The sequence below is a fragment of the Massilia sp. P2_C2 genome (assembly GCF_056404615.1).
Window position 1 is genome coordinate 1 of record NZ_JBFUDR010000523.1, and the last position, 2,389, is coordinate 2,389.

Consider the following 2,389-nt stretch of genomic DNA (forward strand, 5'->3'; position numbering starts at 1 on the left):
GGCCGCGTCCGATCGCGATCGGATAGCTGCGGTCGCCCAGCTCGACGTTAAGAGAAATGCATGCCTGTTCGTTCATTGTCGTCTTTGCATTGGCCCGCTCGCGCTCGGCGTCGACCGCGAGCTGGTCCAGGATTGTCTGAACCATCGATTGTACGTTAGGTCGGCCCGTATCGATGACCATGTCGGCGATCTCGCGGTACAGCGGCTCGCGCTGCGCCGTCAGGTCTTCCAGCTTCCTGCGCGGGTCGGCCGTCTGCAACAGCGGGCGGTTCTTGTCGTGCGCCGTGCGCTGCAGGATGCTGGACACGCTCGCGCGCAGATAGATCACCGTGCCCCGTTCGGCCAGCAGTGCGCGGCTCGCCGGATCCAGCACGGCGCCGCCGCCCGTAGCCAGCACGATGCCATTCTGCGCCGTCAGTTCGCGGATCACGTCGGCTTCGCGGCGACGGAAACTGGCCTCCCCTTCGATCTCGAAGATCCACGGGATCGTGGCGCCCGTGCGCGCCTCGATCTCGTGGTCCGAATCGATGAAGGTCATGTCGAGGCGCCGCGCGAGCAGGCGACCGATGGTGGTCTTGCCGGCTCCCATCAGGCCGACGAGGAAGATGTTGTTGTTCTTACAGTCAGACACGTGTACGCGTTCAAATAAAAACGGCCAGGTTTTCCCTGGCCGCTTTGTTGCAATCGGGCATCCCTTAAGAAAACTTATGGGCAGGTGAACGACAGTTTAAACGGAATACTGGTCACGGAGCCAGCGGGCGTCGTGATGGTCACGCCGAACGAGGCCACGGCCGGCTTGCAATTGGACGGATCCTTGCTCGAAATACTGACCACGTGCGTGGAACCTTGCGGGTTGCTGCCGACCGCGGTGCCAGTGGGATCGTCCACGTTGCCGGTCGAATGCGGCGCGATACTCGGCACGGTATCCGGCGTCGCCGCGGTGGAACCGGCGTTGACGATGCCCGTGATCTCAACCTTGGAGCCGGCAGGCATCGGGTTCTGGTTCACGTCGTTCAACTGCAAGGTGAACACCATGGCCGCGCTGCCGCTGATGGAGCCGAGGTCGGTGACCTTGGTCAGGTCCAGCGGCGTGCTGCTGCCATCCATGTACACGTATTTCGCGTAGCTGCCGCTAAAGAAGATGGCCGTCTTGGCGAACACGGTGTTGGTGCCGTCGGTCGAGCTGGCGCAGACGGTGGCCAGGCCGGGGCGGGTCGCATCCGGACTGACGGCGTTGCACGGGGTAGCCGGGTCGCCCGGCGTCGCAACGCGCGGCGCCTGGGTGCGGAACACGACCGAGCAGACGCCGTTGACGGTATTGCAACCGCCCTTGTCGGACGAACCGACTGCGCCCATGCTGGTCTGGAACACGACCGGAGTGCCGTCCGGGACCGGGTTGCCGAAGGCGTCGGCCAGCATCACCTGCACGTTGGTGGCCGACGGGTTGTCCAGCGTCCAGCCTTCGACGTTGAACGAACCGGAGCTCAGCGAGAACGCGCGCTGCACCGGCAGGCCGGTCGTCACGACGATCGAGTCGGACAGCGTGGAGATGTCCGGACCGCCGTTGGTGCCGGTGCCCGGCAGCGTGGCCTGGACGCGGAACGACGTGGGCACCGACCCGGAGTTCACGGTGGTGATCACCTGGCCGGTGGCATCGGTGGTGTCGCTGGCCTTGTTGACCACGATAGACGACGCTGTCGTGGAGAAATTCACCTGCTTGCCGGCGAGCGGATTGCCGAAGATGTCGACGACCTTGAAGGTCAGCGTGGCCGTCTCGGTGCGGCCGTTGCCGCCCTGGCCCTGGATCACGATCGACTGGTTCGTCGGCGACGCGCCCACGAATTGCACCGAGGCCGCAGCCGGCGGGGCGATCGTGAGCGTGGTCGACGCCGACTGGGCGACGCCGGCGGCCGTCACGGTGATGGTGTCGTTGTTGCCGCAGCCCTTGTCGCGGTAGACCGTCTGGGCGGTGCCGCTATTGGTCGGCACGGTCGCCGCCAGCGTGGCCTTGCCGGCCGCGACGCACGCCGAGCTGAAGCTCACGTTGACCTGCTGGTCCGTATACTTGCTCGATCCGCTCAGCACGTCGATGGACAGCACTGTCGAGCCGTACGCCTGGATGCTGGCCGGGCTGGCAGTCAGCGTGCCGAACGCCAGCGTGGTGGCGCCGACCGAGTAGTTCGCGGTGCCGGTGGCGGTGGTGCCGGCCACGTTCGACGTCACGGTCACGGTGCCCGCACCGCCGGCGGCCAGGCTGGCGGCGCGCATGGAAATGGTGGCGACGCCGTTGACGTCGGTGAGCGCGGTGCCGGCGGTCGGCGAGAACACGGCCAGCGCATTGTCGGTGGCAAAGGTCACGATCGCGTTCGACACCGGCTTCTTGGCGGCG

General features: G+C 66.1%; 2 protein-coding genes. Both read right to left on the reverse strand.

The window, feature by feature from the left end; all coding sequences use genetic code 11:
* Positions 1-589: shikimate kinase AroK (gene aroK, locus AC1DYX_RS30375; RefSeq protein ID WP_477265830.1), on the reverse strand; the 589-nt coding region annotated here is incomplete at its 3' end.
* Between the two features lie 116 nt (positions 590-705).
* Positions 706-2,389, reverse strand: a 1,684-nt coding sequence (locus AC1DYX_RS30380; RefSeq protein ID WP_477265828.1) for an Ig-like domain-containing protein, incomplete at its 5' end; no start/stop codon positions are given.